Source organism: Microbacterium schleiferi, assembly GCF_015565955.1.
In the GTDB taxonomy this organism is placed as follows: Bacteria; Actinomycetota; Actinomycetes; order Actinomycetales; family Microbacteriaceae; genus Microbacterium; species Microbacterium schleiferi_A.
Genome location: NZ_CP064760.1, coordinates 777,069 through 790,663, shown reverse-complemented (window position 1 = coordinate 790,663; position 13,595 = coordinate 777,069). Strand labels below are relative to the sequence as shown.

Annotated in this window: 8 protein-coding genes and 1 pseudogene; 3 read left to right on the top strand and 6 right to left on the bottom strand. The window is 62.4% G+C overall.

Annotated elements, in window-relative coordinates; translation table 11 throughout:
- Window positions 1–80 precede the first annotated feature (80 nt).
- Complete coding sequence (galE, locus tag IT882_RS03690) at window positions 81–1,112, top strand: UDP-glucose 4-epimerase GalE (protein ID WP_195693217.1); 1,032 nt, start codon at window positions 81–83, stop codon at window positions 1,110–1,112.
- 38 nt (window positions 1,113–1,150) lie between these two features.
- Here the strand turns inward: galE and IT882_RS03685 are convergent, their stop codons facing one another.
- The 4 genes from IT882_RS03685 to IT882_RS03670 form a co-directional block, all read right to left on the bottom strand.
- Complete coding sequence (locus IT882_RS03685) at window positions 1,151–3,061, bottom strand: rhamnan synthesis F family protein (RefSeq protein WP_195693216.1); 1,911 nt, start codon at window positions 3,059–3,061, stop codon at window positions 1,151–1,153.
- A complete protein-coding gene (locus tag IT882_RS03680) occupies window positions 3,058–4,938 on the bottom strand; it encodes a rhamnan synthesis F family protein (protein ID WP_195693215.1) in 1,881 nt (626 codons plus the stop codon). Before IT882_RS03680 ends, IT882_RS03685 begins: the two co-directional genes overlap by 4 nt.
- 95 nt (window positions 4,939–5,033) lie before the next feature.
- Window positions 5,034–5,906, bottom strand: coding sequence for a glucose-1-phosphate thymidylyltransferase RfbA (gene rfbA / locus IT882_RS03675; protein WP_195693214.1), 873 nt, complete (start codon window positions 5,904–5,906; stop codon window positions 5,034–5,036).
- A 63-nt stretch (window positions 5,907–5,969) separates the two neighbouring features.
- A complete protein-coding gene (locus IT882_RS03670; protein ID WP_195693213.1) occupies window positions 5,970–8,270 on the bottom strand; it encodes a hypothetical protein in 2,301 nt (766 codons plus the stop codon).
- Window positions 8,271–8,558: 288 nt separating this feature from the next.
- On the opposite strand from IT882_RS03670, the gene rfbB reads away from it, so the two are divergent.
- Complete coding sequence (gene rfbB, locus IT882_RS03665) at window positions 8,559–9,557, top strand: dTDP-glucose 4,6-dehydratase (RefSeq protein ID WP_195693212.1); 999 nt, start codon at window positions 8,559–8,561, stop codon at window positions 9,555–9,557.
- Window positions 9,557–10,959: pseudogene (locus IT882_RS03660) on the top strand (sugar nucleotide-binding protein). Before rfbB ends, IT882_RS03660 begins: the two are co-directional and overlap by 1 nt.
- 56 nt (window positions 10,960–11,015) lie before the next feature.
- Here the strand turns inward: IT882_RS03660 and IT882_RS03655 are convergent.
- On the bottom strand, window positions 11,016–12,101 hold the full coding sequence (locus IT882_RS03655) for a glycosyl transferase (protein WP_195693211.1): 1,086 nt from the start codon (window positions 12,099–12,101) through the stop codon (window positions 11,016–11,018).
- Window positions 12,102–12,132: 31 nt separating this feature from the next.
- Window positions 12,133–13,578, bottom strand: coding sequence for an LCP family protein (locus IT882_RS03650; RefSeq protein ID WP_195693210.1), 1,446 nt, complete (start codon window positions 13,576–13,578; stop codon window positions 12,133–12,135).
- Window positions 13,579–13,595 lie beyond the last annotated feature (17 nt).

Sequence of the window (13,595 nt, the reverse complement as noted above, 5' to 3'; positions counted from 1 at the left end):
CAGCGCATGACATGCGGAGGCACTGCGAGACCGCGATCCTTCTGGACTAGCATCGAATCGGACGAACCTGGGAGGGTCCATTGCGTGTTCTCGTCACCGGCGGCACCGGCTACATCGGCTCGCACACCGTCGTGGCGCTGCTAGAGCGCGGACACGAAGTCACCATCGTTGACAACCTTTCAAACAGTTCGTCGGTCGTGCTTGACCGAGTCGCTCAGATAACGACCAAGTCGGCCGCGATGCACGTAGCGGATCTTCGCGATGAACATGCTCTGACTGATGTCTTCGCTGCCACCGGACCTGAAGCGGTGATCCACTTCGCTGGGTTGAAGGCAGTCAGCGAGAGCGTCGCGGAGCCGTTGACTTACTACTCGCATAATCTTGAAGCCACCTTTTCGCTGCTCAAGGTAATGAACGAGCGCGGCGTCCGTAGGCTCGTGTTCTCTTCATCCGCAACGGTCTACGGGGGCGGACAGGAGCCGCCCTACAAAGAGGAAGACGAACCCATCATCTCGACCAATCCGTATGGTCAAACGAAAGCGATGCTGGAGAGAGTTCTATCCGATCTTGCTGCTTCTGACCCGAGCTGGAGCATTGCTGTTCTCCGCTACTTCAACCCCATCGGCGCTCATCCGAGCGGCCTAATCGGTGAGGATCCGCTCGGCGTTCCCAACAACTTGGCCCCTTATGTCGCACAGGTCGCGGTAGGAAGACGGGAAGCAGTAACCGTCTTCGGCACTGATTACCCGACCAAGGACGGGACCGGAGAACGTGACTATATTCACGTCTGCGACCTCGCGGAGGGGCATATCGCTGCCCTCGCATGGGCTCTGGCCAATCGCGGCGCACGTGCGTGGAATCTCGGAACTGGCCTCCCCACGACCGTCCTTGACCTCATACGAGCGTTCGAGGCAGCCTGCGGAAAGCGGATTCCCTATCATCTGGGTCCGCGACGCCCCGGAGACTTAGCGTCGGCGTGGGCAAATGCCTCACGAGCAAGGGATGAACTCTGTTGGCAATCCACCCGGACAATCGAAGACATGGCCCGCGACGCGTGGCGATGGCAATCGCTTAATCCGCTTGGCTTCGCCCCACCTGCGTCGCTCGACTAGCGGGCGTCATCTGACAACCGCTAAGTACGATGCTCTGTTCACTTTCGCCACCGTAAGCGACGCCGGATTGCGCGCATTGCCGCGAACAGGCGCCCTAGGCGAGGCTCCCAGGCCGGCCGGGTGACACGAGCGAATGCGTAGGCGAAATCCTCGTGTGTACCGCGGCCGAGTTCCCCCATCCGTCGGAGGAACAGGATCTGGTCCATTGTGGTGTTGGGCACGGTAGCGCTCATCTGGTCAAGGTTGTAGTCCAAAGCCGTGTGACTGGCTGCCGCATATTCGGCGTTCGCGATCGTTCGCGTGTAGTAGCCGGACTCACCTGCCGCATACGACGGCATACGCTCGAGAACGTGAGCGAGCCCACCGTCCAAGTATGACTCCTCGCCGCCGAAGTCTTCGTAGGTCCACTCATGCTCAAAGAGCGGCCGGAGCGCGTCAGGACGCGCAAAATACATAGATCCGAATGGGGCTAGCGGCGAAACCTCGTCCACGGGAACAGATATTCCGAGCATGCGGCATATGTCGACGAATCGCGATCTGTTTCCCCACCACGCGTGACCCATGGTCCCGTAACCGAGGTGAACCATCGGAGGATAAGCGATCCCCAGCATCTTCTCTCTTTGAAAGAGCGCTACCACATTCGCGGCGTAGTCAGAGGAATCAAGCAAGTTATCGAACTGCTGACGTTTGAAGTGTTGGGATGCGTTTGACGCATCTTGAGGCGTCTTCTTCGAGTGGATCTTGACGAGGAGATCGTAGCCACCGTCAACGACGACATCTCGACATCCAACGAGGAAGGCCCCCTGATCACGACCATTGTTCGACGCGAGAACACGAACCTCGACCGCGCCTCGAGCTGGCCACGCAGCTAGCACTGCGCGTATTCGCTCGGCCTTCTCCTTGTCCGGCACAGTAACAACGAGGTCAAACCGACCCGGAAGCCGCGAGACCCGGTCGATTATCTCCCCCATCATCTCGTCATAGAAGACGTGAGCGATAACCACTGTGCGCAGGGGTTCCCCATCGCGATAGTCGCTAGCGTCCGATCGAAGCACGCTCGTAAGCGCTAGATCGGCATTCAGGACGCGTGGAGCAACATTGCGTGCGAGGTCGGACAGGATCAGGTCGGTCGGATAGCCGTGGCGACTGGCCGCCTCTAGAGCCCAGCGCCCGACGACTCCAAGATGGTCAAGGTAAGGCGGCCATTGGAAGAAGGCGCGCCGCTTCAGAGTCGGGCACCCCGCATCGATCAGTTGCTCGGCGTAGAGGACCGCATGGTTCTCCGTGCGGTCGGTTAGCGTGGGGAAGGCGACCTCCCCCACGAAGCCCATGCCGGTGAACAGTTCCGTGAAGACAGCCTCGTGTCGCACGACAGCATCGTCGTAGGAGTGCAGCTCTGGCAGATCACGCCAGTAACTCTTCCACTCGTCCGACAGAAACATTGACGAACGCACAGCAAGCCAGTAGGACTGCAGGTGGTACGCCAGATATCCAGTTCTCGTGAACGGGTTCGGCTCCACTCGGATGTGATCGGTCATGCCCCAGAAATGCAGCTGTGCACTGTCCATTCGCGTGAACACAGGACGCAATGGGCGGACCGGTCCGTACCAGGTGTCATTGGCGAGCACGACTTCGTCGTAGGTGGATATCCCGTCCGCAAGATAGTCCAGGCCCGCCTTGTAGCCCCAGATGTCGTAACCTCGGTTCTCGCGAACGATCACATCTTCCGCAAGAGGCTCAAGCGCGTAACGACCACGATCTGTGAGCTTCCCATTTACGACAACAAGGATTGTGTCGAAGAACTCGCGCAGATGCCGTAGCGCGAACAGAACATAGTCCTCGACCTCGCCGCGGCGATCGTACACAACGTAGATGAGGATTCTGCGACCGCCGTCAGGAAAGGCAAAGGCCGGGCGGGCGGCACTCACCACAAGCTCGGCAGTCTTCATCGATTACGCCTCCTTGCCCGCAGGCGAGAGCCAACGTCTCGCGATTCTGAGGAGACCGTGCGCACTCCCAGGTATACGCGCTCGACAAGCGACATCATGGGTAGAAAGATGTGAGCGATTCGCGGATGCTTGGCCCGAAGGAACATTCTCACCAAGCTCACCGGTCCTCCACGACCGATCCTCCCCGCCCTATGTAGCAGGGCGATCTGCTCAACCGGGTACCCGCTAACGGTCGAGGACAGTTCATCGACCTTGTACTCCAACGCAGTATGGCTTATCTCGAAGTGCTCCGCCGTGAGCACGTTTCGGCTGTGAAAACCAAGCTCTGCAGCGGCAGGAACCAGTAGGCGTTCCTGGACACGTGCCAGGCTTACCGAACGCTTTCCCCCGGACCTCCGGTAATCTCCATAAGTCCATCGCTCATTCGCGAGTAGCTGCAGGGCAGCCGGACGGGCAAAGAACATGCCTCCAAAAGGCGCGAGCGGTGACACCTCATCAGCCGGCACCTGGATACCCATGCGCGCCGCCAGAAGATTAGCCATGCGGCGGTAATGCGACCATCCCTTGCCCATGGTGTGGTAGCCAATGTGAATCATCGGCGGAAAGACGAGTCCAAGCCCCTTTTCCTTCATGAACAGGTTGAGTATCTGTGCGACGTACTCCTGGGATGCGAGCATGTTGTCGAGTTGGTAGCGCCGAAAGTACTGACGCACCACTCGAGTCTTCCTACCCATCGGGCGGGCATGGACCTTCACCAGAAGATCGTAGTTTCCGCCGAGGAGAAGGTCACGGCAGGCGATGAAGAGATCGCTCATGTCACGGCCCGGGCTCGCGGGGGTTACTCTCACCTCTGCGTGGCGCATCTTGCCGCCATCTGTGTTCATCAAGCGCCCCAATAGCGCAGCCTTTGCTCCGTCCGTCGTCGTGACAACGAGGTCGTAACCCTCCGGGAGGCTCTCGAGCCGTTGGAGCAGGTCCTCTGCGGCGTTGAGGTCTGTAATGTGCGCCAAGGCGAGTATCCGTAGCGAAGGCACAGATTCAGGGCTGCTCGGAAGCAACACCTCCAACATACCGATATTCGCGTTGAGTGCCTTTGGAGCGATCGTGCGAGTCAAGCCCTCTAGTACTTCGTCAAGATCGAACCCCCGCCTCACAGCCATCGACATCAGCTCGCGGCCGATGACAGCGTGCCGCTGCAGGAACGGCGGGTAAGCGGCAAATGGGCCCCTAGGCAGCACAGGGCACCCCGCCTCAATGAGGTGTTCCACGCTCATCAACGCCGGGTCCTCAGACCCCATCGACTCCGCGGTGAACATCGCGGCAGTGGAGAAACCTTGTGACGATGCCCGTCGAGCAAGGGGCACCCCCGTGGAACCACCGTACAGAAAGTCGGAACTGGTGAGCGCACCCCGGACACGAACCCAAAGATAAGGCTCCTCGACGTGCGGAAATCCCTCTGCGGGGAACTCCTGCAACAGCTGGGCCCGCTGCTCGATGAGCTCCCAGAGGTCAGCATCCGAATCATCCATTGCAGCGAAGACGTCGATCAAGCCGCGGTGCGTTGGGCCGAACCACCCACTTCCTGTCAACACGATCTCATCGACATCTTCGGGATGGAGCCCGCTTTCCTGAAGCGCCCACTTGTACATGCGGCGGGCAAAGGGCACATCGCCCGCATCCGCAAGCGTTGAGCAGTATCGCTGCAACTCCGCGCGCGCGGCCGAATCGAGGGACCCGGTCACCACGACCACTACCTCCGCGCCGCTGTCGCGGAGCGCCGAGAGCGCTCGAATGACGTAGCGATCGACATTCCGACGCGCTCTTGGAAGTGCGTACAGGATGACCCGACGCCGATCACGCGCGAGCCGCACACTCATGTCTCTGTGGGTTAGCGTTTCGTTCACTCATCTGCTCCGACGGGCAAGGTTCCCGCGTCGGAGACCCACTCCGAGTACTCTGACCGCACGGCCGTTCAGCCGATGCCCTGATCGAGCGCCTTCAGCAGGTAGGCCCCGTAACCGCTCTTGACTAGTGGCTCCGCCCGCACGCGCAACTCATCATCGGTGAGGAACCCCATTCGCCAGGCCACCTCCTCGGGACAGCCGATCGACAAGCCTTGTCGTCTCTCAACCGTCCGAATAAAGTCCGTAGCTTCGCTCAACGAGTCGAATGTACCCGTGTCGAGCCAGGCGGTACCGCGCGGAAGGATCTCGACGCTCAAGGCTCCGCGTTCAAGGTAAACCCTATTGATATCTGTGATCTCCAGTTCACCGCGCGCTGACGGCCTAAGGCTCTTCGCGATCTCGATCACGTCGTTGTCATAGAAGTACAACCCTGGAACGGCGTAGTTGCTCTTGGGTGCGGTCGGCTTCTCCTCCAGCGAAACTACCCTGCCTGCGTGGTCAAACTCGACGACGCCATAGGCCGTGGGATCGTCGACCCAGTAGCCAAATATGACGCCGCCGCTCAGCGATGTGTACTGCCGAAGTCGCGTACCCATCCCTTGGCCATAGAAGATGTTGTCTCCGAGCACGAGCGCGGCGCTATCGGAGCCGATGTGATCCTCCCCGAGGATGAATGCTTGCGCGAGCCCATCGGGCGACGGCTGCGACACATAGGTGATCGCGACACCAAAACGGGCACCGTCTCCCAAGAGTCGCTGGAACTGCTCCGAGTCCTCGGGCCGAGTAATGATGAGGATGTCACGAATACCAGCAAGGATCAGAGTGGACAGCGGGTAGTAGATCATCGGCTTGTCGTACACAGGGACAAGCTGCTTGGAGACACCGAGGGTGATCGGGTGCAGCCGGGAACCTGTGCCTCCGGCGAGGATGATGCCACGCATGGTGCAATTCTCTCATGTCGACGTAACGAGTGCTTCGTGGCCCCGTGCGCGCGCGGGATGGCCTCAGAGCGGGCGGCATCCCAGCAAGGCGTTACTATTCCCGGTGTCGTCGATCGCATATGCGCAGACAGACCGTGCGCCTGCCGGAACAGGAACGGAGCCAGAGAAACCGTGCAGCGCCCCAAGAGCCGGATATGCCGATGCGACGTCGGGTCGCTCCAGATCTGCCTCCAGTACATGACCGCTTGACCCGACGTAAACGTGAACCGCGATCGGATCCAAAGTGTCGGGATCAGCGGCCCAACCGCTCACGGTTACGCTGCCATTCGACACGGTAATCCCGTCAAGCGAACCTATGGGAGCGCGAGAGCTACTGGCAGGCACGACAAATCGGCACCCCAGGAGGGAATTGTCCCCCGGGGCGTCATTGATCGCGTACAAGCAAACTTGAGCGCCCGCATTGGGCACCGTCCTCTGGATCACGAACCCATGCGCGTCTCCGTACGCGGGGAACACGGCGGCAAGGTCGCGGCGAGGGAAGTCGGCGACATGAGCACTGCCTGACCCGGCGACGTACGCGTGAACCCGAATGGGGACCTCAGTGTCCGGATCGATCGCCCATCCCCGCACGGTGACCACGTTCCCCTGAAGATCGAGACTATCGATGTTGCCAATCGGCGGCGTCGACCCCTGGGGACTCAGGAAACGACACCCCAAGAGCGTGTTGGCTCCCTGCCCATCATTGATCGCATAGATGCAAACCTGCGCGCCTCCTGCTGGAAGTGTGCCTTGGAGGTCGAATCCATGCCGATCTCCATACCCCGGATAGGCTCTGCCCACATCCGCTCGGAGAGCATCTGCCTGATACGCCGCGCCGGAAGACCCCACGTACATGTGCACCGCCACAGGGTTGGGAGTATCCGGATCCAATGCCCAGCCGCGCGCAACAACTGAGTCTCCACGCACTTCGAAGGAATCGACCGCGCCGAGCGGCGGCGTACCCGGGTCAGTGGCTGCCTCGACAAAGAGGTTCCGGCAGGGCCCAAGCAGCACATTCCCGCCCGTGCGAACGTTTATTCCATACACACAGACGCTCTGATAACCGCTTGGGGCGGGAACCGTTGTGCTGAACCCATGACTATCGCCATACAGCGGAAACGAGTCCGCCACATCACGACGTGACGTGTCCGCACGCGTGACAAAACCCTTGCCGCCAACATAGACATGGACGTCGATCGGTTCTACGGTGTCTGGGTCTAGCGTCCATCCCCTCACCGAAACGGATCCCGCTCCGGATGCCACGGAGTCCACGTATCCGATTGGAGAGCCGCCATACGATGCGACTGTGCGACATCCGAGCAGCCGATTGGCGCCGTCACCGACGTTGATACCGTAGATACAGACGTCTACCTGACCCCAGATGGGGGCGCTGAGGGTGACATCAAATCCATGTGCGGTGCCGAGGTTCGGGTAATGCGGAGCAAGGTCCGGCCTCGGAAGGTCTGCCACGGCTTGCTTACCGACACCGTTCACATAGATGTGGATGTCAATCGAATCTGCGCTGTTCGGGTCAAGCGCCCATCCACGCACGCGCAGTGTTCCCGGAGACGAGTCAACGCTATCCACGAATCCGACGGGCGCGCCAGCCAGCGAGGATCCGTCGGTTGGGCCGAACCAGTCAGTGAAGTAATTGAAGAAGTTGCGGTTGCCATAGCTTGAGCACGAGTCCCCCAAGCCATAGCCCGCCGACAAAGCAGCAGCATTCGGCTGATACGGAGTGTAGTAGTACAAGTTGGCCGTGGCCTGGTTCTCGATGAAGACCTGGCCACTGCCACAGGCACTATTCGGGTGATATCGAACATTCCAAGTCTTACCCGGCGCGTACCAGGTGAAGTAATTGCTCGTGCCCGGCGGGTTGGCATAGCGCTTCATCTGCCACGCGCCGCCATAGACCTGATTGAACAAGCCGTAATACCGCGCGTCACAGGCGGCAGTATCAGGGCATCCCTGCCCCATTGCTGCCTGATATGCCCATGCGCTAGGGGCAGTCGACGTAATGAGCCCCTGCTCCTTCTGGAGCATCACGAGGATGACTTGCGGATTGATGCCGCATGCCTGCGCCACCTTGTAGATGACCCGTGAGGCCCGTTCCACCCCACCTCCGGAATACGCACCGCACATCGCATCGGCCGATATCGCACGGGTCTGCACGTAGTAGTCCTTGAGGCATGTGTACCCTGATCGACACGAGGGTACCTTCGACTCGAGGAAGGACTGAATCTCCGCCTCTGACATAGATGCGGCGTCAAAAAAAACTGCGTCGCTGACGATATTGCCGGGCCGGAACTGGCTCAGGTCTGCCAACTTGCGAACGGATGAGTCCGCGACAGATGCCGCCGAAACGCCTTCAGCAGTTGAAACGCCCGTTGCTGCCGCGGACGCAGTTCCTCCCGCCACACCTGCGGCGAGTACGAGCACGGCAACAACCCCGATGCTTGCTCGACTGAGTACCCGCCCCCAACCGAACGGCCGCATTGACCCGCTAGTCACCACCACCGGACTAGTCTCTCTCACCTCTGTTCGCTGGCCATCAACGCCGAGCCGTAATCACGACATGAAGCTCGACCCCTTCCGCGCGATAGCGTAGGAACCGTGCACAAGATCTTAGTTACTGGTGGTGCGGGATTCATCGGCTCGAACTTCGTTCACTACGTTGTAGAGCACACGGATGACTATGTCACGGTGCTGGATAAGTTGACGTACGCGGGGAACCGTGCGTCGTTGGAGGGGCTTCCCGAGGACCGCGTGCGGTTGGTGGTGGGGGACATCGCAGACCCTGCCGTCGTGGATCCGCTGGTGGACGAGGCGGATGCAGTGGTCCACTACGCGGCCGAGTCGCATAACGACAACAGCCTTCATGATCCGCGTCCGTTCTTGGACACGAACATCGTCGGGACGTACACGTTGCTGGAGGCTTCCCGGAAGTACGGGACCCGGTTCCACCACATCTCCACCGACGAGGTGTACGGGGATCTGGAGCTGGATGATCCTGAGCGGTTTACTGAGCAGACGCCCTATAACCCCTCGTCGCCGTATTCGTCCACGAAGGCCGGTAGCGATTTGTTGGTGCGGGCATGGGTGCGTAGTTTCGGCGTGCAGGCCACGATCTCGAATTGCTCGAACAACTACGGGCCGTTCCAGCATGTGGAGAAGTTCATTCCCCGGCAGATCACCAACGTGATCCGCGGGTTCCGCCCGAAGCTGTATGGGGCAGGGCAGAACGTGCGGGACTGGATCCACGCGGATGACCATTCCTCTGCGGTCCTGACCATTCTCGAGAAGGGCCAAATCGGGCAGACGTATCTGATCGGCGCGGACGGGGAGAAGGACAACAAGACGGTGGTCGAGTTGATCCTGGGCTTGATGGGACAGCCGCAGGATGCGTACGATCACGTCACCGACCGGGCGGGTCACGACCTGCGGTACGCGATCGATTCCACGAAGCTGCGCACCGAGCTGGGGTGGCAGCCCCGCTACCGCGACTTCGAGACGGGTCTTGCCGCAACAATCGACTGGTATCGGAACAACGAGGCATGGTGGGCGCCATCCAAAGATGGTGTTGAGGCGTTCTACGCCGCCAAGGGGCAGTGATGACCGCATACGGCAAGACATTGTTGGTGACCGAGACCCCCATCCCGGGTCTCGTCGTCTTTGACCTCCCGGTGCACGGAGACGCACGCGGCTGGTTCAAGGAGAACTGGCAGCGGGAGAAGATGACCACGCTGGGTCTTCCCGATTTCAGGCCGGTGCAGAACAACATCTCGTTCAACGACGCCGTCGGAACAACCCGCGGCATCCACGCCGAACCGTGGGACAAGTGGGTCTCGGTCGCGACCGGGCGGATCTTCGGTGCATGGGTCGACCTGCGCGAAGGCCCCACCTTCGGGGCCGTCTACACCACCGAGCTTGACCCGTCGAAGGCGATCTTCGTGCCCCGCGGGGTCGGGAACTCCTACCAGACCCTCGAGCCCGACACCGCGTACACGTACCTGGTCAACGACCACTGGTCCCCGACCGCCGAGTACTCGTTCCTGAACCTCGCCGACGAGACCGTCGCCATCGAGTGGCCAATTCCCCTCGACCAGGTGCAGATCAGCGAGAAAGACCTGAGCCACCCACGCCTGGCCGATGTGACACCGATCGGGCCCAAGAGGATCCTCGTCACCGGCGCGAACGGGCAACTCGGCCGCGCCCTCCGCGACCAGCTCGGTGACGCACCCCACATCGAATACGCGACCCGCGACACCCTTGACCTAACAGGCCGCGACCTGAACACAGCGCGGCGGTGGCGAGACTACGGCACCATCATCAACGCCGCCGCCTACACCTCCGTCGATACCGCCGAAACCCCGACGGGCGCCGCGAGGCGTGGGCCGCGAACGTCACAGCCGTCACCGCCCTCGCACGGATCGCGACCGAGAACGGCCTCACCCTCGTCCACGTCTCCAGCGACTACGTCTACGACGGGTCCTCCGACCGGCCCTACACCGAGACCGACCCGATCGCTCCGCTCGGTGTCTACGGGCAAACCAAAGCCGCCGGCGACGCCATCGTCGCCACCGTCCCGCGCCACTACATCGTGCGAACCAGCTGGGTGATCGGCGAGGGCAAGAACTTCGTCGGCACCATGGCCTCCCTCGCCCAGCGCGGCATCAACCCCACCGTCGTAGCCGACCAGACCGGACGCCTCACCTTCACCGAAGGCATCGCCGCAGGCATCCAACACCTCCTCGACACCCGCGCCGCCTACGGCACATACAACCTCACCGGATCCGGCGAACCCGCATCCTGGGCAGACATCGCCCGCACCGTCTACCAACTCACCGGACACGACCCCGACCGCGTCACCCCCGTCACCACCGAGCAATACTTCGCCAACGCGACCGGCCCGGTCGCACCACGACCCGCCAACAGCACCCTCAACCTCACCAAGATCGAGGCGGCCGGGTTCGGACCGCAGGATTGGCGGATCACACTCGAGAATTACCTCTAGAGATGGCCTGACGGCAAGCGACGTCGACGCGGTACGCGCCGTGGCAATTGCGGGGCCTACAGATCCGCATGCAGCTGCCAGACGCGGTCGCCGGATTCACGCCAGGAGAAGCCCCGGCCACGGTCTGCCGCGAGGGTCGCAGCCCGAGTGCGATCGGCGTCAGACGCGAGAAGTATCGCAACGGATGCCCCGAGCGCGTCAGCACCACCTTCAACGACCGCTCCCCCATCGCTGGCGAGTTCGCGGTTAGTCGCAGATGCCGCAGCGACGACCGGGACCGCGAGCACAAGCGCTTCGAGCGTCCGCCACCCGTAGGCGGGAGTCGCCTGCGGAGCGACAACCACGGAAGCCGAAGCCAGTGCCGCCGCGCGATCTGCGGCATCCAGAGCCGACAGGGAAACCACCGAGCCGGGCGACGAATCCGCGTCCGACGGCGCGTCGAGGACAACAACAGGCGCCTCCGGAACCTCCCGATCGAGGGTGGCAAGCACCTCTCCCAGCTCTCCCGCCGACAACCCCGCACCGTCGACAACAACAGCGCCCTCGGGCACGCCAAGCGTCCGCCGTCGCCCGACGGCATCCCGTGGCTCCGCGAATCCCGCCGGCGCCGCGCCGGCGATCACCCGGATCCGGCCGCGGAGCTTCGTCCGTTCCGCAAGCTCCTCCGCCATGGCGTGAAGCGGCACGACGACGGCATCCGCGTGCTTCTCTGCCCGCTTGAGCATCGCCCGGTGCCACGCGACGGATGCCTTCGAGACGCGCTCCGGATGGGTCCAGGGCGTGAGGTCCCAGATGGTGACGACGGTCTGCTCGTGGTTGTGGACACGGTCGTGACGTACGAGCGGTGCGAACAGGGTCGGCGAGTGAAGCATCCCGCCGCCGAGACCACTGGGGAGTCCGAGAGAGAGCGCGGTCGAGAGCTCGCGGCGCGGAATCGGCGAGGCCTCTACCCCGGCAATGCCCTCGAGCGTCCGAACCTCGGCGAGTGCTTCCTCCCCGGCGGATGGAACGACAGCCGCAACCTCGCACCCCCGCGGCGCGGCGGCGATGAGCGCCCGTGTCAGCTCACGCGAGGCCATCGCGAGGTCGGGGTCGGTGGGCGCGACCAATTGGTCTAGAACCACACGCAATGTCGTCGTCACAGATTGGAGCCTCTTCGTCGAGCCGAACGCCTCACGCGGCGGGCGTGGGCGTGGGTGTCGGCGGATGCAGCGCCTGCTGCAGGTAGTCCTGGATGAAGGCAACGTCATCGGCCGAGAGTTCCTCGGGGATGATGCCGATGCCGCCCACACCCGATGGGGTGAGCTCGATGGTCGTGACCGGCTGCTCCTTGGACTTCAGCGCGAGTTCTGCGAAGTACGGAACCATCGACTGCGGGATGTCGGTCTGCACAATCGCGGTACCGGCGTTCAGCACCTCGTTGAACCGGTTGAGCACATTCATCGGCGTGAACTGCGCGAGGATCGCCTCCTGCAGCTGGCGTTGGCGCAGCATCCGATCCCAGTCGCTCGTGGTGTAGCGGGAGCGCGCGTACCACTGCGCCGTGTCGCCGTCCATGTGCTGCATGCCGGGCTCGATCCAGCCGATCGCCCACTCTTCGGCAGGTTGCCCGTCATAGGCGGGGCCGCCGCCCTTGGGAAGCCGCTCTGTGACCTCGATGTCGACCCCACCGAGCGCATCGATGAGCGCCGCGAAGCCGTGCATGTCGATGAAGACGTAGTACGGGATCTCGATACCGAGCAGCCCTTCGGCGGCATCCTTGGTCGCCTCGATGCCGGGCTCGGAGCCATTGGCGACGGCATCCGGGTACAGCGCGGTGCCATCGCGGCATACTTCGACTTCGGTGCGGAGCTGGTTGATGCCGCTCCCCCACCCGCAGACCGGGTCGGCGTGACCACTGTGGCCGTTCGGGTAGAGATCCTGCATGGGGCCAGGCGCGAACGGAACGTTGACCATGTCGCGAGGGATGCCGGTGATCGTGACGGCTCCGGTGTCGGCGTTGATCGACGCGACCGAGATGCTGTCGTAGCGCATCGAGTCCCGGCCTTCGCCGGAGTCTGCTCCGAGCAGCAGGATGTTGTAGTACCCGTCCGACGGAGGAACCGAGGGCCCCGACTCGGCGAAGATCTCACCGAACGAGTCGCGCACGCCACCGAGTCGATCGGATGCCCAGACCACCCCGCTGCCGGCGAGGACGATCGCTCCGACACCGACCAGCGCGACGGCAAATCGCGTGATCGATCCGGTGCGCACGAGCCGGACGAGTCGCAGGGTGTCGATCGTGAGGACGATCCACAGCACCAGGTAGGCGAACAGCAGCGCCTGCACCCCGAGCAGAACGAACCAGTTCGTCGCGATCGCGAAGAACACCTGCTGCCAGAGAAGGAGCGTGACGATCGAGAGCGCGACCAGAATCCAGCCGAACAGGGTGGCGCCGAGCCCGAACCGGCCGAGTCGGCGGTTTCCGGCGAGGACCTGCGCCGATCCAGGAATCAGGAAGTTGAAGACCAGCAGCCACCAGGCTCGCCGCGTCATCATCGGCCGCGATGCCGTGTTGGGGTACCGCAGCGGTCGATTCTCAATCACCGGACGCCGCGCGGATTGCTGCGCTCCGGTCATCCGCGGGGGCTGGCGAC

Bases quoted from the DNA above. Each gene is read 5' to 3' on its own strand.
- IT882_RS03685 (WP_195693216.1), bottom strand. From the start codon at position 3,061: ATGAAGACTGCCGAGCTTGTGGTGAGTGCCGCCCGCCCGGCCTTTGCC.
- IT882_RS03650 (WP_195693210.1), bottom strand. From the start codon at position 13,578: ATGACCGGAGCGCAGCAATCCGCGCGGCGTCCGGTGATTGAGAATCGA.
- IT882_RS03680 (WP_195693215.1), bottom strand. From the start codon at position 4,938: ATGAGTGTGCGGCTCGCGCGTGATCGGCGTCGGGTCATCCTGTACGCA.
- rfbA (WP_195693214.1), bottom strand. From the start codon at position 5,906: ATGCGTGGCATCATCCTCGCCGGAGGCACAGGTTCCCGGCTGCACCCG.